The organism is Paenibacillus ottowii, from assembly GCF_006874425.1.
Lineage (GTDB): Bacteria > Bacillota > Bacilli > Paenibacillales > Paenibacillaceae > Paenibacillus > Paenibacillus ottowii.
In genome coordinates this window covers 70,615-96,617 of record NZ_VIJZ01000014.1, presented here as the reverse complement: position 1 = coordinate 96,617, position 26,003 = coordinate 70,615, and the positions used below count along the sequence as shown (strand labels likewise).

General features: G+C 49.4%; 2 protein-coding genes and 1 rRNA gene. 1 reads left to right on the top strand and 2 read right to left on the bottom strand.

Annotated features, from left to right (window positions below; genetic code table 11):
- A 16S ribosomal RNA gene (locus tag FKV70_RS23710) occupies positions 1-468 on the bottom strand; the annotation flags it as partial.
- Between the two features lie 604 nt (positions 469-1,072).
- On the opposite strand from FKV70_RS23710, the gene FKV70_RS23705 reads away from it, so the two are divergent.
- Positions 1,073-2,107 carry an alpha/beta hydrolase gene (locus tag FKV70_RS23705; RefSeq protein ID WP_142614750.1) on the top strand — a complete coding sequence of 345 codons (1,035 nt, stop codon included), beginning with the start codon at positions 1,073-1,075 and terminating at the stop codon, positions 2,105-2,107.
- 115 nt (positions 2,108-2,222) lie between these two features.
- Here the strand turns inward: FKV70_RS23705 and FKV70_RS23700 are convergent, their stop codons facing one another.
- Positions 2,223-25,952: a non-ribosomal peptide synthase/polyketide synthase gene (locus FKV70_RS23700; RefSeq protein ID WP_142614749.1), complete on the bottom strand. Its 23,730-nt coding sequence runs from the start codon at positions 25,950-25,952 to the stop codon at positions 2,223-2,225.
- Between the last annotated feature and the right edge of the window lie 51 nt (positions 25,953-26,003).

Sequence of the window (26,003 nt, the reverse complement as noted above, 5' to 3'; positions counted from 1 at the left end):
AAGACGTTCTTCCCTGGCAACAGAGCTTTACGATCCGAAAACCTTCATCACTCACGCGGCGTTGCTCCGTCAGGCTTTCGCCCATTGCGGAAGATTCCCTACTGCTGCCTCCCGTAGGAGTCTGGGCCGTGTCTCAGTCCCAGTGTGGCCGATCACCCTCTCAGGTCGGCTACGCATCGTCGCCTTGGTAGGCCATTACCCCACCAACTAGCTAATGCGCCGCAGGCCCATCCACAAGTGACAGATTGCTCCGCCTTTCCTCCTTCTCCCATGCAGGAAAAGGATGTATCGGGTATTAGCTACCGTTTCCGGTAGTTATCCCTGTCTTGTGGGCAGGTTGCCTACGTGTTACTCACCCGTCCGCCGCTAGGTTATGTAGAAGCAAGCTTCTAATTAACCTCGCTCGACTTGCATGTATTAGGCACGCCGCCAGCGTTCGTCCTGAGCCAGGATCAAACTCTCCATTAAAGACCAACCGAAGTCGGTTTATCGAAAGAGCGATTAGCTCATTTGAAACTGACGAGATAAAATATCTCATGTTTGATTTTGCGAACAAAATCAGTTTACTCACTCGTTGTTCAGTTTTCAAAGATCAAACTTTTTTTGAATCAGCCCATCGCCTCATCAACTCTTATATCATATCATGTCCGAACCAACTTTGCAAGCATTTTTTAAATCTTTTTTTGTTCATTCGCTCGCAACCTTTATATTTCTTGGCCGGAATTAGAGTATATCATTCCACAGTTTTATATGCAAGTATTTTTTAAAAAATTGCTTTTGCAATGTTTATATTCGTAACTAGGCCCTGGCCCTTTGTTCATTTGGTTCTTAAATGCACAATTATTTTTTTTCTTTAATATTGATGTTTTGACAAAGAAAGGATGGGTATAAAAGATAAGAAACACCCGCGCCATCCCCCACGGCTTTTAATAATGAATAGGTAGATATTGCGGAACCCCAATTGAATGGTTATATGACATTGTCATCAAGCCCAATCCCACCAAGGCAATTACCTCATATGAAATAGTTGTTGATTAATTGAATTATGACATTATAGAGGAGTAGATGCTAAATGAAACAACGAAGGCGAACCTGGACGAAGGTTGTATTGGGGATTATCTCTTGCTTACTGCTTATCGTTATCTCTGGATTTGTATATGAGGGGATTGCATCCAAATATGATAAATCGCAATATCCTCCTCTGGGGAGAATGGTCGATGCTGGGGGCTATCGTCTCCATATTCGTAAAATGGGTGCCGGCTCTCCAACGATCGTGCTTGAATCAGGAAGCGGGGAGAGTAGCCTGTCCTGGAGGGATATTCCCGAGAAGCTGTCATCTTTCGCCACCGTTGTATCTTATGATCGGGCAGGCTATGCATGGAGCGAAGAGGCAAATACACCACGCACCGGAAAAAACATCGTTCGGGAGCTTCATACTGCTCTAAAGAATGCAGACATCCAACCTCCTTATATCCTTGTAGGTCATTCCCTGGGGGGGATGTACTCAAGACTCTATGCACAGACGTACAGAGACGAAGTGGCGGGATTGGTTCTGGTGGATGCTAGGCCTGAGAATGATGCCCGCCGAACCAATAAGATTTATGCCAAAGAACGGCCTAAAGTCACTCCCTCACCGTTAATATCCATTGTCCTAGAAAGGTTAGGGGCATTTCGTCTGTTTCCCAATTTTATGCTAAACGGACGGGTGGAATATCGAGATAGAAAATCTTTTGTGAATATTGTTGCTTCTCCCAAGTACTTTCGCTCTGTTGCCGAGGAGGGTAAGCTAGCGAGCACTACCGAAGATGCCATACGCGGCCAGCATTTGGGTAACCTCCCTGTGCGTGTGATTGCCCGGGGCATTCAGCAAGATTTGACTCAGTTTGGTATTAGTAAGCGTGGAAATGACCAAATCGAACAAAGCTGGCAAATGGGGCAGCGCGAGATGCTCCGCATCTCTACCAACAGCAAATTTATTATTGCTAAGAAAAGCGAGCATATGATTATCCACGACCAACCAGAGCTAGTCATCCAAGTCGTCCGTGAACTCGTCTCCAATATCCATCATTATCGGTCAACCATTGCTAAAGCAAACACTGATCATTAGAGGCACTTCTCTATACATCTGATGGTTTCATAAAATAAAAAAAGACGCCCGGGTCCCTCCTATTATGAAGGAATCCGGGCGTCTTTGCTGCCCACTACTATTTTGTTGATTGATCTTAGGACAAAATAGGCTTGTTTTTAGATGAGGCTTCTGCAATTGTACCAAGTATCTGTCTCAGTACTTTAGCATTTTCCCCGACAAAACCGGAATCAAGCAGCACATCATGCGTTCCGATGACCGCGTATTCTTTGTATTGGCCAAGTGTTGCCTGTTGCCATAACAATTTATCTAATGATGTATCCGGACCAACACTATCATCCTCTGCAATCATAGCATGGATATTCGCATGAACTTCACCTGCGTTAATAAGCTCATCGCGGTAGGTGGAGTAAACTAGCATTTTGTCCATGACTCGCTCCCTGTCCGCTGGATCTGCGAGGAATGCTTTGTACTGCTCTCTAATGCTGTCCAGCACCGTCTCGACAATCTCTTCAAGCTCCTCAGGTGTCGATTCATCCTTGGACATCTTTCTCATAGCATCTACCATAATAATGTCGCCAACATGGTAACCTCGGATTTCCATGGCTTTAGCTACCTCAAAGGCAAGATTTCCTCCAAGTGAGTATCCCAAGAATATATATGGGCCCTCTGCTTGAATATCCACGATGGCATCGATGTATCGATCCAGCATATCTTGACCCTGGTACCGATCGCCGATAAATTCCATTCCGTACACCTCGCAAAGCCCATCCAGCTCCTTGGCCATCTCATAGTACCCCAGAGAGTGACCTACCCGAGGAGGGAAGCAAAATACTTTAAGCGTTCCTTTCCCTGGGAAGTGGATAATCTCCATTTCTTGTTCATCGGCAGCAGTTGTTGCCTGCAGCTTGAAAATTTCATGTGCCATTTCTTCCACAGTCGGCAGATTAAACACGGTCTGGAGTGGGAGATGGACGCCCATATTAGACGAGATCCTTTGGATCAAGCCCAATACTTTCAGGGAATGGCCCCCAAGCTCGAAGAAATGATCCCTGATCCCGATTTCCCGTACGCCGAGCACCTCGGACCAAATCTGAGCGAGCTCTACTTCTGTCTGCGTACGCGGCGCGATATATTCTGCTGTGCTCCGCAGAAGGGTTTCCGGTGCCGGTAGCGCTTTGCGATCCAATTTTCCATTCGGATTCAGCGGCATTTGTGCGAGCTGTACGAAAGCAGACGGAATCATATAGCTTGGCAGCTCGCTGGCCAGTGCCTCGCGTAGAACGCTAGCTGCCAGCCCCTCCTCGGCCACAAAGTATGCGCAAAGCTGAGTACTTCCGCTGGAGTCAGCCAGTGCTAGAACAACCGCCTCCTGCACCGACGGCACCTTCAGGATTTGTGCTTCCACTTCTCCCAGTTCAATGCGGTAACCGCGGATTTTTACCTGGTGATCGATCCGTCCCAAATACTCAATATTCCCGTCTGGCAACCACCGAGCCAAATCGCCTGTCCGGTAAATCCGTTCTCCCGGCTTGTACGGATGAGGAATGAACTTTTCTGCCGTCAGGTCCGGCTGATTGAAGTACCCTCTCGCTACCCCTTCGCCTGCAATGCATAGTTCTCCCGGTACACCTACTGGTGATACCTGAGAGGCGCCGTCTATCATCCATACTTGGACGTTAGCGTACGGTTTGCCGATAGGCACATGCGTTAGAGCTGCGGTCTCAGGACTCGTTGTATATCGAGTCGCATATACAGCTGCTTCTGTAGGGCCGTAGATGTTTTCCAGTACTGCGTACGGAGACACTTTATAGTACTCTTCTACAAGTTTGGCAGGCAGCGTCTCGCCGCAGGCAAACAGGTATTTCAAAGTAAGGAATCCTTGGGTACTGCTTTCTTTCAAATATTGAACGAGCACGCTGAGCATCGAAGGTACCAAATTAAGATGCGTAATTTGGTTCGCATCCACAGCCTCCAGCAGGGCAACCGGATCTTTGTCCACGCCCGGCGGCAAGATCACGAGCGTCCCCTGTCCAAAGAACCAGCAGAACAGCTCCGGCACGGAGAAGTCAAAGGTGAATGTCGTTTTGAGCAGGAATCGATCATCTGCCACCATCGGATATTCAGCTTCCAACTGACTCAGCGTATGGACAGCAGAGTGATGCTCAATCATTACACCCTTCGGCTTGCCGGTCGAACCTGACGTGTAAATGATATACGCCAGATGCTCCGGTCCTGCGACTGGCTCCAGATTGGAGTCATCGGCATGATACGCCTGCGGATCATCAAGCGACAGGATCGTGCCAGTGAATGGAAAACGATCTTTAAGATGGTTCTTCGTCAGTATAAGCTTCGCTCCCGAATCCTCCAGCATGTGACGAATACGATCCTCAGGGAATTCCGGATCAATCGGTACATAGGCGCCACCCGCTTTTAGAATGGCATGGATACCAATGATCATCTCAAGCGAACGCTCGACCATAATGCCGACTGGCTGATCCGGTCTGACCCCTTGAGCACGCAGCGTACGCGCCAGGCGGTTGGCCTGTTGATGAAGCTCTCCGTAGGTAAGCACCGTTTCACCGTAAATAAGTGCTGTACGATCCGGTGTGAGCGCAGCCTTTTCCTCAAATATGCCGTGAAGGGTCTTCTCACGCGGATAAGGAGCTGCTGTATCTCCCCATACCTCTATAATTTGTGATTTCTCTTCTGGCGTAATCAGCTCCAGCTCGTCAATACGGATAGCAGGTTGTACAGATACGCTTGTCAGAATTCTCGTCAAGTGTCCTTGAATCCGTTCCACACTCTCCCGATCGTAGACACGAGCATTATAACGATACAAGAACTCCAGACTACGTCCCGGCAGCACAATGAGGTTAAAATCATAATTCGTCTGTTCAAACATCTGAACATCCGTAATTTTGTATTCAGCCTCATCATTGGCTATTTTCTCTTCCAGGTGCTCTTCGACCGGGTAATTCTCAAATACCATAATATGGGAAATCAAATCTTGCTTTTGCTCACTCTGTGCTTGAATCTCATAGAGCGGATAGGAATCATAAGCATGTCCTGCCAAATATAATTCCTGCTGTCTCTTCATTACTTGAGAGAACGAATCGCTTCCCTCGGCTTGAACCCGAACTGGAACTGTATTAATGAAGAGACCGATCATGCTTTCAATACCCGGAATCTCGGCAGGTCTGCCCGATACCACACTTCCGAAGACGACATCATGGCTTCTATTGTAGCGTTGCAACACGATTCCCCAGGCTGCTTGCATCAGTGTGTTCATCGTCACCTGGTGCTGCTTGGCCACTTGTTCCAGGCGCTCGGTCAATTCCGCGTCCAACGTGAATACCAGCTTCTCTGACAAGTAGGCTTCTGCTTTGGCCGATGGCTGTGTGACGGCCTGTGGCAGCTTCGTTTGCTGCTCGTAACCTTCCAGATACCCTCTCCAATAAGAGGCTGCCTCTTCCTCGCCTTGTTTTTCCAACCATTGAATGTACTGGCTGTACGCTGCTGCTGTAGGAAGCTCAGGTTCCCTTTGCTCACGTAGAGCTCCGTATGTTTCAAACACTTCCTGGAGCACAAGCGGCATACACCAGCCATCCAAAATGATGTGATGAGAGCTCCACAACAGATGGTAATGCTCTTTTGCAGTCCGTAGGATAGCAACACGCAGCAAGGCTTCATTCGCAAGATCAAAGCCTCTCGCTTTGTCTTGTTCCATATAAGCTGCAAGACGCGCTTCTATTTCAGCGGATTCCAGCTCATGCAAATCCTCGTATGCGAAATCGCATGCTCTTTCTTTGAACACAATCTGTATAGGGAAATCGCCCCATCCAGCATGGAAATTCGTTCTCAATATGGCATGTCGTTTCATCAGATGCTGTAAGCTGCGTTTGAAATCCTCAGGATAGAACACTCCCTGAATTTCAAATGTGGCCTGCTCAAAGTAGACCTCTGAATGAGGCTCCAGCAAGCTGTGGAACAACATTCCCTTTTGCATTGGTGTCAGTTTATACACATTTTCAATGCTGCCGATGTGCCGTGTCTGCTCTTCCAGCTCCTCGATTTCCTCCAAGCTGATATCTTTGAGAAGTACATCGCTTGGCGTAAGTTCGGTTCTTTCCTTGCGTACACAGTGACCAATGACTTCACTGAGACGCTCCTTCAGGATACCGACAAACTTCTCTACCGAATCTGCATGGAACTGCTGATGGTTGTAGCTGACCGAAAGCTGAAGTTGTCCTTCGGTAATCAGTCCATTGATGTTCAAGGCCTGATGCTGTACCATCTGCTCACTGACCTCAGATCCTGCCGAGTAAGGTGATACCTCCATCGTTCCCTCTGCAAGATCCTGGTCAAACTGCCCCAGATAGTTGAAGGTAATCTCCGGTTCTGCCGAGAAGGAGGAGCCAGCGGATACGTCGCTCAAATACTTCAAAATACCATATCCTACACCTTTGTTCGGGATACGACGCAGACCTTCCTTAATACGCTTGATTCTAGCGCCGATCTCCATTTCGCCTCCCATCTCAAGGGCGACAGGATACTGACTTGTAAACCAGCCTATTGTGCGAGTGATATCCAAGCCTGGTACAACAGGCTCCCGTCCATGTCCCTCCAGCACGATGCCTACACGTTCGATCCCTGTCCACTCGTGAACGGCCATACCTAGGGCTGTCAGGAGCAGATCGTTAACTTCCGTATTGTAAGTGCGGTTTGCCTCTTTCAAGAACTGCTCCGTCTCTTCTGGCGACCACGTTACCGTAACAGCTTTGCTGTCCTTTATGAGAAGAGCACCGTCTACCTTGTCTTTTGGAAGAAGAGCAAATCCCTCTCCTTCCACCTCTGCCCAAAAGCTGCGTTCTTGTTCAGCCGCCGGGCTGTTGGCGTATTGCGTGATCCCGTCAACCCACGCACGGTACGAATCCGTCTTCTGTGGAAGCTTGACCGCTTCTCCACGCGCTGCCTGCTCGTAGCCTTCCTGTAGGTCCTCAAAGAGAATTCGCCAGGATACGCCGTCCACAGCCAAATGATGAATAACGATCAACAAATGCTCGCCTTCCTTACAGCGGAATAAACCCAGTCTAAAGAGAGGCCCATCCTCCAGAGAGATGCTGCGCTGAATGGCTTCCGCACCTGCTTCTATTGCTGAAGCCGGATCTTTTTCATCCTGCAGATCGTGAATTTGGAGGCTATACAGCTCACCTTCATCCAAGCTGCGGTTCCAGGCTTCTACTCCTTGCTCTCCTTGGCGGAACACCAGTCGCAGCGCATCATGGTGCTCTGCAATTTTCTGTATTACCTCGGCGAGTGCATCGGTATTAAAGCCTTCACGCCGGTACAGCATAACCGACTGATTAAAGTGATGGAGATCCGTTGACTGCTCTTCGAAAAATCTGCGCTGGGCAGGACCCAGTTTTACCGTCCCGTGTACTTCACGCTGATCTGCAATTCGGCTGACTGTGCTAACGCGCTGAGCCAGTTCTGCAATTGTTGGATAGCTGAACAAATCCTTCATTTCCAGTTTGTAGCCTGCATGGAGAAGTCTTGATGAAACTTGAATCGATTTGATGGAGTCGCCTCCAAGTTCAAAGAAATTATCATGTATGCCAACAAGCGGCACGCCGAGCACCCCTTGCCAAATCGAAGCCAAAATGTTCTCCACATCCGTCTGCGGAGCAGTAAAGGCAGCCCCTGCTTTCACACCCAAGTTTGGTTCAGGCAGTGCCTTTCGATCCAGCTTGCCATTTGGTGTCAAAGGCATTGCGTCCATTTGGACAAAGTAAGACGGAATCATATATGCAGGCAGTTCGGCAGACAGTTCATTCCTCAGCTCGCTGACAGACATTTCCCGATCCGCTACAAAGTAAGCACACAGAGACTTCTGTCCATTGGCGTCTGCCCACGCAACAACGAGAGCTTCCTCGACAAGCGGCATATCCAACAACTTGGCCTCAATCTCACCAAGCTCAATACGATAGCCCCGGATTTTAACTTGATGGTCAATACGCCCAATGTACTCAATGTCTCCATTAGGAAGGCGACGAGCCAAATCCCCGGTCCGATACATATTTCCTTCCGCAGCGAACGGATTTCTAATAAATTTTTCTGCGGTAAGATCCGGACGGTTCAGGTATCCTCGGGCTACTCCGTCTCCGGCGATATACATTTCGCCTTCCACACCTAACGGTACGAGACGAAGCTGTTCATCCAGGATATGAATGTATATGTTGTCGGACGGCAACCCAATCGGAACGGACTCACGTGTATCCTTCGCAGGATCGTACAGGTGAATCATGCAGCCGACGACAGTTTCAGTCGGACCGTATTCATTGTAGATTTTGATATTGCCACCAAAAAGATCGGTAATCGTTTTGGACAAATGTGTAGTCAGATTCTCTCCACCTACAATGAGCTGCTGAATGCGACTTTCCGCTGGAATGGTCATGTCTTTTATGAGACTGAGATGCGTCGGCGTCAGCTTGAGAATATCCACCGCATTTTCGCGCAAAATATGCTGAACGACCTCTGCTTTATCTATACCATCATAAATTCGTACTATTCCTCCGTTTATTAATGGAGTAAACATTGATGTCATCGTCAAGTCAAACGAAATGGATGAATACAGCGGGAAGTCCGTTGGTTGCCCTGCACAATAGACTTTATTGGCCCACCAGATGTAGTTCACGATTCCTTTGTGGTTAATCATGGTTCCCTTCGGATTTCCTGTTGTACCCGAAGTATAGATTAGATACACCAAATCGTTGCCTCTCACAGGAATATTAGGATTATTCACTCCAGTTCCGTAGATGTGTGGAGAATCCAATTCCATAACCATGCCCTCAAAGGACGCTAGCTTCGTCAGGTGGCTTTGTGTGAGCAGAATCTCAGCCCCAGAGTCCTTCAGAATATACTGAATCCGCTCCTGCGGATATTCAGGATCAATCGGTACATAGGCTCCGCCCGCTTTGAGCACGCCCATAATGGCAACCAGCAGTTCCACTGACCGATCCGCCAACAGACCCACTACTTGTTCGCTCTGCAGTCCTTGGGCTATCAAGGTCGAAGCCAGTCTGTTCGCCTGCTCGTTCAGCTCCCGATATGTGATCTGGATGTCGCCACTTATTGCCGCGATCTTATCCGGTGTACGGGCCACCTGTTCCTCAAACAAGGTATGCAGGCCCTGATCACTTGGATAAGCATGAGCCTTGCCACCCCAGTCAAGCAGGTTTGTCCGTTCCTCTGGCGTTACAATCTCCAGTTCCTGTATCGTCGCTTGCGGACGAGTAGCTACCTGATCGAGCATTTGCAACAAATGTCCTCCGATTCGCGCAATGCTTTCTTGCTCGTAGACCGAAGCATTGTAGCGAATGCAGACCTTAATGTCCTCGCCTGGAATGACAACCAGGTTAAAGTCATAGTTGGTTTGCTCAAACATGGCGAAGTTGGCGACTTCGAGATTGTCCTCTGTTTGATTACCCGACTGTTCTACCTGTTCGTCGAGCGGATAATTTTCAAAGATCATGATATGAGAAATCAGGTCTTGCTTTTGGCTTGTTTTCCCCTGAATCTCATACAGCGGATAGGTGTCGTAGGCACGACCAGCCAACGAATGTGCCTGTGTACGTTTCATCACATCGACAAAAGCCTCGTCTTTGGATGACTGTACGCGGATAGGTACTGTATTAATAAACAGACCCACCATATTCTCGATCCCTGCAATCTCAGCAGGTCTACCCGATACAACACCGCCGAAAACCACATCCGAGCTGGCATTGTAATGTTGGAGAATCAGTCCCCAGGCTGTCTGCATGAGTGTGTTGACGGTCACATGACTGCGCTTGGCGACAACATCCATTTTATGGGTCAAGTCTATACCCAAATGGAGAACATGCTCATTCAGAACGTAGCCTTCTTCTTTGGCTTGAGATTTCGTTTTAGCTTCCGGCAATACGGTATTGCCGTCATAGTCTTCGAGATATTGACTCCAATATGTTGAAGCCTCTTGTTCATCCTGTGCATCAAGCCACTCAATATAACGACTATAAGGCTGAGCCGGCGGCAGTACAGGCTGTACTTGCTGACGCAGGGCAGAATAATAATCGAACAGTTCCTGTGTAATGATCGGGATGCACCAGCCATCCATGACAATATGATGGAAGCTCCACAATACAAGGTGGCTTTGTTCCTTTTGCAAGACAGTCACTCGCATCAGCGGATCTTCTGACAAACTGAATCCCTTAGCCATATCTTCAGTTGTGTAAGCCTCGATCCGAGCCTCTTGCTCCTGCAACGTAGCGGCACGCAAATCTACGTAGCTCAGAGGGATTGGCCGTTGCTTAAAGACAACCTGCAGCGGTACATCCGCGATATTGTTGTAAAAGCCCGTACGCAGTATGGCATGTCGTTGCGCCAAAGCCTGGAAGCTCTCGAAGAAGGTATCTACATCGAAGCTGCCACGCAGCTCAAACGTTGCCTGCTCAAAGTAGGAAGAGGAGTTCGGCTCCAGCAAGCTATGGAAGAGCATGCCCTTCTGCATTGCCGTTAGCTTGTACACATCCTCAATCTCTCCAATATGGGCCGTCTGGGCTGTGAGTCGATCAAGCTGCTCCAGGGTCAGACCTTGGAACAGAACGTCACTTGGCGTAAGCTGTGCATACTCCTGAGCCACACAATGCCGGATAACCTCGCTAAGGCTTGACTGTAATAATTCAGCAAAATGGCTTACCGTCTCCTTACGATACTGCCTGTTGCTGTACGTAATCGTCAGTGATAACTGGCCTTCGGCAATCATGCCATTCACATCCAGAGCATATTGCTGTGGTGTATGATTGCTGAGCGCCTTACCGACTGAATGTGTAGACAAGCTAAGAGCATTGCCCTCCAAGTCCTGGTCAAACTGTCCAAGGTAGTTGAAGGAAACTTCCGGTTCTACGCTGAATCGAGTACCTTTTTCCGGTGCCATATATTTCAGCAGACCGTAGCCGATACCTTTGTGCGGAACCTCTCGCAAATTCTCCTTGATGCGCTTGATCCGGGTAGATACTTCCTGCCCATCTTGCAGGTTCAGCAGAACAGGGTATTGGGTGGTGAACCAGCCCACAGTACGGGTAATATCCAGATCTGGTATGATCATTTCCCGTCCATGTCCTTCAAGGTTAACCAGAACCTGCTCCATGCCTGTCCAGCGCTGAATAGCTGCTCCCAGAGCAGTCAAGAGCAAATCATTCGTCTCCGTATGATAAGCCCGGTTTGCTTGTCGCAACAGCAGGTCGGTTTCTTCAGCAGACCAAGTTACCGTAACCGACTCGGTATCTCGAATGGTGCCTGGCTCCTGATCCTGATCCTTTGGCAGTGGAGTCAGAACCGTCTCCTCAATCTGCTGCCAGTATGAACGTTCCTTGTCCAGAGCAGGGCCTGCTGCATACTTCGCCGCTTGCTCGGACCATACAAGATACGAATCGGTCTTTTGCGGAAGAACAATCGCTTGTCCATTCAACGCCTGCTCGTATCCTGTTGCAATGTCCTCAAACAGGATGCGCCAGGACACGCCGTCAACCAAGAGGTGATGAATGACAATCAACAAATGATCGCCATCCTTACAATGGAACAAGCCTAGTTTGAACAGAGGGCCATCTTCCAAGTGGAAGCTCGCCTGAATGGCATCAGCTTGGGCTTGAACAGCGGCTGCCTCGTCATCTGTCTGCTGCATATCAGCGATGTCCAATGTGTAGAGTTCACCTTCGTCAACTCCCCGATTCCAAGCCGTGTATCCAGCTTCTGTATGCCGGAAAACCATACGCAGCGCGTCATGATGAATTGCAATTTGGTCCATTGTCAACCGGAGTGCAGTCTCATCAAAGCCATCTTTCCGATGAAGCATGACAGCATGATTGTAATGATGCGGCTCTGCTGTGTGGCGTTCAAAGAACCAACGCTGAATTGGCATTAACTCTGCTGTACCTTTGATTTCACCCTGCTCTGCTGTGCGTCCGGCTACTTGAAGATACGGGCTTAGCTCAGCAATTGTCGGATATTTGAAGAGATCCTTCATCTCTAATTTGTATCCAGACTGGAACAATCTGGAGGATACCTGAATCGCCTTAATGGAGTCACCGCCCAGATCGAAGAAATGATCATGGATACCGATCTGCTGTGCTCCCAGCACACCTTGCCATACGGAAGCCAAAGCCTCCTCAGCTGCGTTTCTCGGCGCTTCATATACAGCTCCAGTCTGCACATTGGCCTCTGGGGCCGGAAGCGCTTTGCGATCCAGCTTACCATTTGGCGTCAACGGCATCTGTTCCAATTGCATAAAGTAAGACGGAATCATATAAGCCGGCAGTTCGGCAGCCAAGGCCGTTCTCAATTCGCCCACCGTCAGCATCTGATCAGCAGTGAAATAGCCGACCAGCACTTTTTGCCCACTTCCATCCTCCCGGGCAAGCACAACGGCCTCTCTGACAGACGGAGCATGGAGCAGCTTCGCCTCCACTTCGCCCAGCTCAATGCGGTAACCCCGAATTTTAACCTGATGGTCAATCCGTCCGAGATACTCCATGCTGCCATCCGGCAGCCAGCGTGCCAAGTCACCTGAGCGGTACATACGCTCGCCCGCTTCAAACGGATGAGCTACAAACTTCTCTTCCGTTAATTCCGGTCGGTTTAGGTAGCCGCGTGCCAGCCCTTCGCCTGCCACATAGAGTTCACCCGGAATACCAATCGGTTGTGGACGGCATTGTTCATCCAGAATGTACGCACGCAGTGTCGGAATCGGGATACCGATATTGCTGCGGCCCTGTTCAATTTCCAGTTCTGTAATTTCCTTATACGTCACATGGACGGTCGTTTCCGTGATGCCATACATATTGATGAGCTGCACTTGCGGATATTTCGCTCTCCAGTCCTTGAGCAAGGCCGGGCTCAATGCCTCTCCACCAAAGATAATCATGCGGAGGCTCAATTCTGCCGCGCGATGACTAAGTTCTTCCTGTAGCAACTGGTAGAAGTATGTCGGCGTCTGGTTCAAGACGGTGACCTTTTGGTCCTTAAGCAATTGCAAGAAACGCTCCGGGCTCTTCGCGGTCAGCGATGGAACGATGACCAGACGACCTCCGTTCAGCAATGCCCCGTACATTTCCCATACAGAGAAGTCGAAACAGAACGAATGGAACAGCGTCCACGTATCCTGAGCATCGAAATCAAACATATTTTTATCATTAAAGAGCAAGCGGACTACATTTTTGTGCTCGATCAGCGTTCCCTTTGGCTTGCCTGTCGTACCCGATGTGTAGATGACGTAGGCAAGATGATTCGGTCCAGCCGCAGGCTCCAGATTTGAGACATCTTCCTTGTAGGAAACCGTCTCATCCAGTTTGATGACGTCCCCGGTGAAGGAGACACGTGTCTCCAGATGCGCTTGGGTCAGCAGCAGCTTGGCTCCCGAATCCTCAAGCATAAAGCGAATACGGTCCTCTGGATATTCAGGGTCCACAGGGACGTAGGCTCCGCCCGCCTTCAAAATGGCTAAAATCCCGACGACCATTTCAAGGGAACGTTCTGCCATAATTCCAACCAGACCATCTGGTTGCAGACCACGCTCGCGCAGTGTTCTGGCGAGTCCGTTAGCCCGCTCATTCAGCTCGCTGTAGGACAGGGTTGCCTCTTCACATACGACTGCTGTTGCATCCGGATTACGGACAGCCTGTTCCTCGAACAATGCATGAATCGTTTTGTCACGAGGATAATCTGCTCTGGCTCCGTCCGTATCTTTCATCAGCATCGACTTTTCCTGTGGTGTCAGGATATCCAGAGATGACAGCGACATACCCGGATTGGCGGTGACTTCCTGTATAAGCTGTACAAAGTGGCCTGTCATCCGTTCAGCGGTCTCCCGCTTGTAGATTGCAGTCGCGTACTCCAGCGTGCAGGTCAATGCCCCATCCGCTTCACTCACCGTCAGCGTGAGGTCGAACTTGGCAGCAGGGTGTACATGATCGTAAGGAGTGAACCGCAACCCTTCTATTTCTTGTTCTCCCTGCTCGATATTTTGCAGGACAAACATGGTATCAAATAGTGGGTTACGACTCAGGTCACGTTGAAGCTCCAGCTTCTCTACCAGCTCCTCGAACGGATAATCCTGATTTTCATAGGCCCGCAGGGCTGTTTCCTTCACTTCCTGCAAGTAAGCCTCGAAGGGCTTTTCCCCTTCAGGATAAGTACGCAGTGCCACTGTGCCTACGAACATACCGATGAGTCCTTCGAGTGTGGCATGCGATCTTCCCGCCACCGGCGAACCGACAATAACATCTTCCTGGCCCGTGTACTTGTGCAATAGCGCTGTATAGGCAGCCAGCAGCACCATGAACAGGGTAGAACCTGTTCGGGTAGCCAGCTCCTGGAGTGAAGCACTTAGAGAAGCATCAATCTGGAAGTCAATCCGATCTCCCGCAAAGCTTCGTACCGCAGGGCGAACTTCGTCTACTGGCAAATCCAGCACTGGCAAGCTTCCGCGGAATGCATCCAGCCAGTAAGCTTCTTGGGCTTTGAGACGCTCGCTTTCGAGCTGCTCTTGCTGCCATACCGCATAGTCTGTGTACTGGATTTGCAGCGCAGGCAATACGTCCTCTTCCTGGTAGAAACGGAGAAACTCTTCTATGAGAATATTCATAGAAACCCCATCTGAGACAATATGATGCATGTCAAACAACAGTAAATGGCGCTCATGTGCAATTCGAATCAGACCCACTCGCAGCAATGGAGCTTCACCAAGATCGAAAGGACTGACAAATTGCTGAAGGGCAGCTTCTGCCTCTGACTCGCTCAACTCCGCATATTCCACAGTAAACGGAACATCCGGTAGGATTTGCTGTACAGGTTCACCATTAACGGTCACAAAACGGGTGCGCAGCGAACCATGACGACGAATCAGACGACGGAATGCCTGCTCCAGCCGTTCCCGATTCAGGTCTCCCTCAACCGTAAGGATGCCTGGCATATTGTAGCTCAGCTCTCCGCCTTCCAGCTGACTAAGGATAAACAGCCGTTTTTGGGCTGAGGACAATGGGTAGTGCTCTCGTGCTCCCGCTGTAGGAATTTCTTCGAAATTAAGCGTCATATGGCCCTCAATGGCACGAGCCAATCCTTCAATGGTAGGCGACTCGAACACTTCCCTTAGGCTAATCTCACGATTCATCTCCTTACGAATTCGTGACACTAGCAGAGCCGCACGCAGTGAATGACCTCCAAAATGGAAGAAATTATCCTTCACTCCTGCGTTCTCTACACCCAGCACCTCTTGCCAGATTTCGGCTAATTGGATTTCTACAGGTGTCTTTGGAGCCTCAGATGAAGCAACTGCCCATCCTCGCTCGCCTTGCAGCGCTTTTCGATCTATTTTTCCGTTCGACGTTAGAGGCATGTCCTCCAGTTGTATGAAGCGAGAAGGGATCATATATCCAGGCAGCATCTCCGACAGAACTGCTCGGAGCTCGGATACCTCAAGCTTCTGAGCAGCTACGAAGTAAGCGACCAGATCCTTGTAGCCGTCATCGCCCTCCACAGCCAAGGCTACGACTTCCTGAACGGACGGCACTCTGAGCATGTGTGCTTCGACCTCGCCCAGCTCGATACGATAGCCACGAATTTTGACTTGGTGATCTATTCGACCGAGGTACTCGATGGTTCCATTCGGTAGCCAACGAACCAGGTCGCCTGTCCGATACATACGCTCTCCTGGAGCATACGGATTGTCTACAAATTTCTCATCCATTAACTCAGGTCGGTTATGATACCCCCGTGCTAACCCGATACCCGAAATGCACAGCTCTCCAGCTACGCCGACAGGCAGCAATCTGAAATGATCATCCAAGATATACACACGATGGTTGGCAATGGGTTGGCCAATGGATACGATTCCTTCGATTTCCTCACTGTTCTGGACATTCCATATGGTAGTACATACGGAGTCCTCCGTTGGACCATAGGCATTGAAGTATTGTACATGCTTTCTCCACTTTTCGATCAATTCGACCGATGTGGCTGACCCAGCTGTTAGCAGGCATCTCAGTGTTGGCAGACGCTCTGGATCAAGTTGGATAGCGTAGGCTGGTGGCAAAGTCGCAACCGTAATCCCCTTATCGTTCATGAACTGCTCGAACAGGACATGGTCCAAAATCTCTTGCGTAGAAGGAATACACAGAGTAGCGCCGTGGCTCAGTGTCGTTAAAATTTCCGAAACCGATGCATCGAACGACAGGCTTGCAAACTGAACAATCCGATCCTGCGGTGTAACTTCGAAGAGTCCACGGTATACGTCCGACAGATTGCATAAACCCCGGTGCTCTACTAATACGCCCTTAGGCTGACCCGTCGTGCCAGAGGTATAGATCACGTAAGCCAGATCATCAGAGCCGGCCGTATCCTTCAAATTCGAAGTATCGGCATCATAGGTCGACGGTTCATCCAGCAACAGAACATTTCCCGTCCAGCCTATATGCTCCAGCAGATGAGCTTGGGCAAGGATCATCTTCGTCCCTGAATCCTCAAGCATGTAGTTGATCCGCTCTTTCGGATACTCTGGATCAATAGGAACGTAGGCGCCCCCGGCTTTCATAATGCCGTACATCCCTACGATCATATCGGTTGACCGTTCAACAATCAGCCCCACCAGGTCTCCCGTTTTGATTCCTTCAGCGCGCAGTCTTCTCGCCAATCCATTGGCTTTTGCGTTCAGCTCGGCATAGGTCAGCGCCTCGTCCTCAAATACAATGGCAGTCGCGTCCGGCGTTCGACCCGCCTGCTCCTCCAACAGCCCGTGGAACGTGGTACGATATTGGGAACTGGCTTCCGTGTCTCCCCATACGTTCAAAATCTGCTCTCTCTCCTGTTGTGTAACCAATTCCAGAGCATCCACGGAAATTGCAGGATTTTCCACAATTTGTTCCATCAGGTGGAACAAGTGTCCCTTGATTTGTTCAATCATAGCTGGATCATAGACGAGCGCATTGTATTGGAACAACAATCTCATCTCTTTACCCGGTAGAACAATTAAGTTAAAATCGTAATTCGTTTGTTCAAGAAGCTCCGCTTCCTCAATCTCAAAGGCAGCCTCGCCACCTCCCAGACGCTCTACTTCCTCTTCCACAGGATAATTCTCAAATACCATAATATGAGAGATAAGATCCTGCTTTTGGTCCGTCTGAGCCTGAATTTCAAACAACGGGTAGGTGTCGTACATATGAGAAGCCATATACTGCTCCTGCTGTTGCTTCATCAGGACTGTGAAAGGGAGATGTTCTTCCGTTTTCACACGAACTGGAATTGTATTAATGAACAAACCGATCATCCGGTCAATTCCTGGAATTTCAGCCGGTCTGCCTGATACTACACTTCCATATACAACATCCCGACTACCGTTATAGCGTTGAAGCGCAACCCCCCAGATAGACTGTAGCAATATATTCATCGTGACATGAGCATCTCTGGCCACTTTTTCCAAGCGTTCAGTTAATTCCCTGCCGACAGGATAATCCAGCTTCTCTGCTACGTAGCCTTCTCCCTTAGCTGCTCCACCGACTTGAGGTAAAAGCGTCTGTTGTTCGTAACCGGCCAGATATCGGCTCCAATAGTCGCCCGCAGCTGCCTCATCCTGCTGTTCGAGCCATTCAATATATCGGCTATACGGCTGAACCTCTGCCAGCTGAGGTTCTCTTCCTTCCAGGAGGGCAAAATAGTGTTCAAAGACCTCCTGTGTAATTAATGGAACACACCAACCATCCATGACAATGTGGTGAAAGCTCCACAAGAGACGGAAGCTCTCTTCATCTGTGTGCAAAATCGATACACGCAGAAGCTCATCTTCAGCCAAATTGAAGCCCTGCGCTTTATCCTTAGCCGCAAAAGTCTTCAGGTAAGCTTCACGCTGCGAAGCATCCATCTCACGCAAGTCTTCATACACCAATTTGGCGCCTCTATGCCGGAATACGACCTGTAAAGGCTCAGCGCCCCAGCCGCTGTAGAAGTTCGTACGCAGGATAGCATGGCGTTCCACCACCGCATCCAGACTTCGCCCGAAGGCGGCCGGATCAAAGCTGCCCTTAAAGTCAAAGGCGGCCTGCTCAAAATAAGCCCCTGTATGCGGCTCAAACATATCATGAAACAGCATGCCCTTCTGCATCGGCGTCAGACTGTACACATTCTCAATATCACCTATGTGGCTGGTCTGCTTCGAAAGTTCCTCCAGATCAGCAATACTCAGTCCTTTGGCAAGTACGTCGCTTGGCGTTAACACAGTTCTCTCTTGGGTTACGCAATGCTGGAGAAGCTGCCGTAGGCTTTCTTCAATATATCCAGCAAGCTGTCTCATGGTAGATGACTTATACTGTTTTCCGTTGTAAGTCATCGTCAGAGTCAAGGCTCCGTCTGTCACCATACCATTGATATCAAGCGCATAGGCTGGCTCTCCCGACAGACTTTGGGCGCTTCCGGTCGGATAAGGAGAAATCTGCAACGAGCTTCCTTGCAAATCCTGATCAAACTGCCCCAGATAGTTAAAAGAAATCTCAGGTTGCAAGTTGAAACTGTCAGCGTCTTCTTGACTGGCCATCGTTTTAAGCAACCCATATCCGATACCTTTATTCGGAATACGACGCAATTCTTCTTTCACAGATTTGATCAAGGCTGACAATTCAAGATTATTTCCCAAATCTAAAATGACTGGGTATTGGCTTGTAAACCAGCCAATAGTACGGGTAATATCGATATTCGGTACGATCGGTTCACGACCATGCCCTTCAAGATTCACAGCGATCTTACCCATGCCAGACCACTTGGATACCGCCATGCCCAGAGCGGCTAATAGCAGATCGTTCGTCTCGGTTTGATAAGCACGATGGGCTTTTCTCAATAGTTGATCGGTTTCTTCCACAGTCCATTGGGCGGTCACCACTTCGCTATCGCGCAATAAAAGGCTTTCCACAGCCTCATCCTTCGGCAATTGCTCGAGCGGCTGAGCCCCCAGCTCTCTCCAATACGCCCGATGAATCTCAATTTCTGGGCTTTCCGAATAACGAGCAAGGGCATCTCCCCAGTCGCGGAAGGAATCCGTCTTCTGCGGGAATGTCAGTGCTTGTCCTTGAATCACCTGCTCATAGCCTGCTGCGAAGTCTTCAAACAAAATCCGCCAGGATACTCCGTCCACCACTAAATGATGGATCACGATCAGCAGGTGGTCTCCATCCTGACAATGGAAAAGCCCTAACTTCATCAGCGGACCTTCTGCCAAATTGATGCTGCGCTGGATGTCGTCCGACAGCGTTGTAATGGCTGCAACCGGGTTGGATTCATTCCGTAAATCAGCAGTGAACAGGCTATACAGCTCTCCTTCTCCAAGATCACGGTTCCAAGCCTCGTAACCATGCTCAGTCTGACGGAAAACCATGCGAAGGGCGTCATGATGCTCAGCGAGTTTTTTCAACACCTGATGCAAGACCGTTTCCTCAAATCCCTGTTCACGATACAGCATGACTGCTTGATTGAAGTGATGGGGCTCTGCCTGCTTCCGCCCAAAGAACCACTGCTGGACTGGAGTCAAGCGAGCCGCTCCACGCACAACTCCCTGTTCGGCCATATGCACAGCCGTTTGTATTTCTGCGCCTAGCTCGGCAATAGTTGGGGATTTGAACAGTTGCTTCATCTCTAACCGATAACCAGCTTGCAGTAACCGTGACGACACCTGGATGGCCTTGATAGAGTCTCCGCCCAATTCAAAGAAATTGTCATGGATCCCCACCTGTTCGGCACCCAGCACTCCTTGCCAGACAGATGCCAAAGCTTCCTCAGCCGGTGTACGAGGAGCTGTATACTTCCGTCCTGTATGCGCACCTACTTGCGGAGCTGGCAGAGACCTGCGATCCACTTTTCCGTTCGACGTTAACGGCATACGATCCATCTGGATAAAGTAGGATGGCATCATATAACCTGGAAGTACCTGCGATAGGGCAAGTCGTACTTCGCCTGCCGTGAGCGTACGATCCGCCACATAATAAGCGCAAAGCTGCTTCTCTCCAAGCTCATCCGCGCGAACGACGACTACGGCTTCAACTACTGACTCCACCTTGGCTAATTGAGCCTCGATTTCGGGGAGTTCGATGCGGTAACCGCGTATTTTGACCTGCTCATCAATTCTTCCCTTAAACTCCAGGTTCCCATCTGGAAGCCAGCGTACCAAATCACCAGTTCGGTAGCAGCGTTCCCCCTCCTTAACAGGGCTAGGGACAAATTTTTCTGCTGTGAGGTCAGGACGATTGAGGTATCCGCGAGCTACACCTTCACCGCCGACAATCAGCTCGCCCCAAGCACCAATAGGCTGTAATTGAAGCGATCCATTGACCACATAAGCGGTCGAGTTACTAATCGGGCGACCAATCGGCACGCCCCCTTCGGCACGACCCGGAATCTTGTAGGTGGTGGAGAAGGTCGTATTCTCTGTCGGACCATAGCCATTGATAGGGACAAGATCAGGATTAGCCTCGATAACACGGTTTATATGGGATATGGACAGTACGTCACCGCCCACCAACAATGCTTTCAATCCTCTGAACAGATACTCATCCTGCAGTGAAAGCTGATTGAAAAGCGGTGAAGTAAGCCACATGGTTGTAATTCCGTATTTGGCAATAGCTGCTTTAAGCCGATCGGCAATCAGGATGTCATCGTTCTCCACAAAATAAAGCTGTCCGCCGTTAAGCAACGCTCCCCATATCTCAAAGGTCGAGGCATCGAAGGCCACGGCTCCCGTCTGCAAAATTCGCGTGGATTCGTTCAGCTCCACATAATTGGTTTCTTTGACCAGACGGACCACGTTCCGGTGTTCAACCATAACGCCCTTCGGTCTACCCGTCGTACCCGAGGTATAGATAACATAAGCGAGTCCCTCTGGCCCCTGGGCCGCTTCCTCAGCTTGACCAAGGTCAGACGCATACGCCTCTGCACTGCTGAGGTCGACAATCGGTAGACCGTAGTCTACATTTATAAGCTCGCCCTTTTGTACCAGTAGTAACTTGGCCCCGGAATCTTCGAGCATATAACGAACCCGGTCTTCCGGGTAATCAGGATCGATCGGCACATAGGCTCCACCTGCCTGAAGCACTGCGAGCATACCAACCACCATCTCGATACTTCGTCCGCCCATAATAGCCACCGGTTGCTCCCTGAGCGTCCCCAAACGACGCAGTGTTTGGGCCAATCGGCTCGCTTTGTCTTCCAATTCAAGGTACGTTAATCGGGCATCGCCGAATACCAGTGCTGTCTGCTCTGGTGTACGCTTGACTTGTTCCGCGAACAATTCATGAATGGTCTTATCCCTTGGATAAGGAGTAGCTGTCGCATTGAATACTTCAATGATCTGTACTTTCTCCTCAGGTGTAATCATATCAATCTCGGCCAGTTGCAACTGAGGATTGGCCGCGACTGCATGCAGTACCCGGAGCAGGTGCGTTGCCAGTCGCTCTACAGTTTCTCGTCTATACAAAGCCGTACTATACTCAAGGCCAAAGGCTAGTTCAGCGCCCTTCTCCTCTACATTAAGGGACAAATCAAACTTGGCTGTGACGGTGTCCATTGGGTAAGGAGTAAAGTGCACTCCATCCATGTCCTGCTCTTCCTGCTCGGTATTTTGTAATACCAACAGGGTGTCAAAGAGCGGATTGCGGCTGACATCACGTCCTACGCCCAGTTTTTCAACCAATTTTTCAAAAGGATAATCCTGATGCTCGAACGCCTTGAGTGCTGTTTCTTTGACCTCCAGAAGATAATCCTGAAAGGTTTTTTCTCCTGCCGGGTAACTGCGCAAGGCCAGTGTGTTAACAAACATCCCGATAATGCCCTCAAGCTCTGCTTGTGGTCTGCCAGCTACTGGAGAACCTACGACAATGTCTTCCTGTCCCGTATATTTGTGCAGCAGCACCGAATAAGCCGCCAACAACACCATGTATAGTGTAGTACCTGTACGGGATGCAAGCTCTTGTATCGCTTTATTGCCAGACTCATCCAATGTAAAGTCGATTCGGCTACCCTCGAAGCTCCGAACCGAAGGACGCTGGAAGTCCGTAGGCAAATCCAATACTGGCAACTCCCCTTCAAAGGCTTGCAACCAATACGCTTCAAGGTCTTGCCACTCTTTCTCAGACTGTTCCCGTTGCCATACCGCATAATCCTTATATTGAATATGCAGTTCCGGTAGTTGTTCTCCTTGGTACAATTGCGTGAGTTCCTGCACCAGTATTTGAATGGAGACCCCATCTGAAATGATGTGGTGCATATCAAACAGCAATAGATGACGCTCTTCCTGCAACTTCACCAAACCAACGCGCAGTAATGGAGCCTGGCTCAGATCAAAGGCATGGATAAAGTTGTGAATGAGCGTATCTGTTTCCTCCACCAAGGCCTCAGTGTAGTCCAAGGCGAACAGAACATCCTTATGCACATGTTGAACAAGCTCTCCATCCTGCATATAAAAACCGGTTCTCAGGGATTCATGACGCTGGATCAATGCCTTGAACACAGACTCTAACCGATTGCGATCCAACGGTCCGTCCACTGTGAAAGCGCCCGGCATATTGTAGCTGAGCTCGCCCCCGTCCATCTGTCTCAGCACGTATAACCGCTTTTGCGCTGAGGACACTGGGTATGCTTCGCTTTTCTCAGCCTGTGGAATTGACTCGTACACGGTTGGAATGCGTTCTTTCACCAGCCGCGCCAGGGATTCAACCGTAGGCGATTGAAATACTTCACGCAGCGAAATGCTGCATCCCAGCTCTTTGCGAATCCGCGTAACGAGCAACGTCGCCCGTAGAGAATGGCCACCGATCTCAAAGAAATTATCACGGACGCCCACGCGGGCAGCTCCAAGGATATCCTGCCAGATGAGCACCAGCTGTGCTTCCACTGCAGTTCTAGGGGCCAGATAATCTTCGCCAGATTGTACGCTGCCCTCAGGAGCTGGCAACGCGCGGCGATCCAGCTTGCCGTTAGGTGTAAGCGGCATTTGCTCCAGGCGGACAAAATAAGTAGGAATCATGTAAGCTGGTAATTCCGTTGCCAGCTGAGACCGCAATTCTCCTGGCGAAAGATCGCTGGAGGCTACATAGTAGGCGCACAGCAATTTTTGTCCCTGTTCGTCGTCCCGCGCGAGGACAATCGTTTCCCGTACGTTCGGAGCCTTGAGAATTTGGGCTTCGACCTCGCCCAGCTCAATCCGGTAGCCGCGAATTTTAACCTGATGGTCGATCCGGCCCAAATACTCAATATTGCCGTCAGGCAACCAGCGAGCCAAATCTCCAGTTCGATACAAACGCTCACCCGCCCGATACGGATGTTCTACAAATTTTTCAGCCGTCAAATCTGGTCGGTTCAAATACCCACGGGCCAGACCGTCCCCGGCGATGTATAGCTCCCCCGGAATTCCGACAGGCTGCAGGCGTCTGTGTTCATCAAAAATATAAGCGCTAAGCGTTGGAATGGTTCTACCAATATTGCTTTTGCCCGCTTCGATCTCATGTTCAGTGATTTCCTTGTAAGTGACATGGACCGTCGTTTCCGTGATTCCGTACATATTAATCAGTTGCACACCAGGATACTTTGCCCGCCAGTTTTTCAGAAGAGACGGACTCAAGGCCTCACCGCCAAAAATAATCTTTCTAAGACTGAGCTCTGTGGATGAGTGTGCTAACTCTTCTTGTATCACCTGATAAAAATAGGTCGGCGTTTGATTCAAAATAGTAACTTGATTGTCTTTCAACAGCTCCAGAAAAGCTGCCGGACTCTTGGCTGTAAGGGATGGAACAATTACCAGTTTGCCTCCGTAAAGAAGCGCTCCATACATCTCCCAAACAGAGAAATCGAAGCAGAACGAATGGAACAGCGTCCATGTATCCTGGGAACTGAAATCAAATAAATTGTTATCATTAAAGAGCAGACGAACTACATTTTTATGCTCGATCAGCGTTCCCTTTGGCTTGCCCGTTGTACCCGATGTGTAAATAACATAGGCCAAATGGTTTGGTCCCGAAATGCTCTCCAGGTTGGAAGCATCTCCTGTATACGTTGCGGTTTCGTCCAGACTCACAAGCTTACCGTCAAACGTGGTACTCTCCCATAGATGGCTTTGGGTGAGCAACAGACGGACTCCTGAATCTTCGAGCATGTAACGAATACGTTCTTCAGGATAGTCAGGATCAATCGGTACATAGGCCCCTCCTGCCTTCAAAACCGCCAACATGCCGATGACCATCTCCAGGGAACGATCAGCCATAATCCCCACGAGTACATCTGCACCCACGCCTTCGGTGCGTAAATATCTCGCAAGCTGGTTAGCCTGCTCATTTAGAGCTAGGTATGTAATACTCTGCTCGCCCATCTGAACAGCTACGTGATCCGGCGTACGCGCGGCTTGTTCCTCAAATAAGCCATGAATCGTCTTCTCACGCGGGTAATCAACTGCAGCGCCTTCCGAAAGAGCCAGAATGGATTGCTCCTCTGCTTCTCCCAAGAGGTTTACCTCTGCGATGGTAAGCTGCGGGGTATGAATGATCTGCTCGGCGATCGTAAGCAGCTGGGATACCATGTCCGTTACTTCACTGCGTTCGAACAGCTTCGTCCGATAATCGATATCCAGTACCAGCTCGCCTTCATCCAAGATCTCCACGATATGAAGCACGAAATCATTCACTTCATCGCCGCAAAAATCGTAATCCGTCAAAATGCGCACGTCATCCAAATCAACCCAGTTGATAAGACGGTATTCCATGGAAACACCAAAAAGCCGCTGAATATCCTTGTTGCCGTGCATTTCTCTAAGATCCTGAATTAACTGATTGTATGGATATTTCTGATGCCGCAAGACTGACATTTGATCCCTGGCTACGTCCTGCAGGAAGTTCAACACTTCTACATCTTTGTCAACGTATGTTCTGGCTGCAGCCGTGCTGACAAACATACCGATCTTTTGCTTCTCTTTCTTGTTCCCCCGGTTAGCGAACGAGGTGCCGATCACCACATCCGGCTGATTCGTCACTTTGTGTATGTAGATATACATCGCACCCATGAAGAATTGGAACAGAGAAATCCTGTTTTGCTGGCAAAATGCCTGTAGCTCGCGATATAGTGCCTCCGGCACAGTAAAATGCTCCCGAACAGCTTGGGTACTTAGCGATAACGGATTATATGACTTCCAACCTGTCAGTTCAGGCAAATCAGAAAATTTGTCCAACCAGTATGCTTTATCCTTTTGGTATCTGTCAGAAAGCTCATATGCGTTCTCATCTGCAATATATTCAATATAAGAGCAATCATCGCTCAGCTTAGGTTCATTTCCTTGAATTAAATCCATATAAAAGGCTGTCAGTTGATTGCCATAGACCACCATAGAGATCCCGTCAGAAATGATATGGTGCATTTTCGTATTAATCCAATATTCTTCCTCACTAATCTTTACAATTAAAAACTGGAAGAGTTCAGAGTCCAATAATGGGAAGGGTTTTCTTTTGTGCTGCTCAAGTAAGGCTTCAACCTCGGAAATGCTTTCGATGTGGGTAAGATCTAGACACTCCAACTGTCTCTCTTCATAAGGAACGACATACTGCTTAGGTACTCCATCCACTGAGGTAATACGAATGCGGAACGCATCATATTGTTTGATAATCAAATTGATGGACTGCATGAAGGCAGCGATATTAATATGACCCTTCATCTTGGCTGTACCGGATAGCTGTGACACGGATGTATCCGGATAGAGTAATTCGGTATACCATATACGCTTTTGCGCATTCGTTAAATCATATAACTGCATGTCATTCATCTCATTTCACTCCTATTTCCGTGATGTGAAATCCTCCCGCTGCACCTTGGC